Raw genomic sequence first — 255 nt, forward strand, 5'->3', positions numbered from 1 at the left:
GCATCCGATCCTTGAGAACTCAACAGCGTGCACTTGTCAAATGCCAAATTATCCTCGTCTCCACTTCGGTGGGGGTGAGAATTCCTTTGGATCAAAGACCAACCTCCTTGTGGGGTTGGCAACGGATAAAGTCAGCAATGAATTTGTCTCTTTGGTCAGCATCAAACTCGCTGCGTCACCGTTTTCCCGGTGTCGTATGCATTTCTTTTTTACGGAGAGTTTGATCCTGGCTCAGGATGAACGCTGGCGGCGTGC

1 protein-coding gene is annotated in these 255 nt (G+C 49.8%); it reads left to right on the plus strand.

Annotated features, from left to right (window positions below):
* Positions 1–40 precede the first annotated feature (40 nt).
* Positions 41–255 (plus strand): hypothetical protein (locus HCX50_RS20290; protein ID WP_205829434.1); only part of this gene is annotated, 215 nt, incomplete at its 3' end.

This window comes from Microbacterium sp. B19(2022), assembly GCF_012030385.1.
Lineage (GTDB): Bacteria > Actinomycetota > Actinomycetes > Actinomycetales > Microbacteriaceae > Microbacterium > Microbacterium oxydans_B.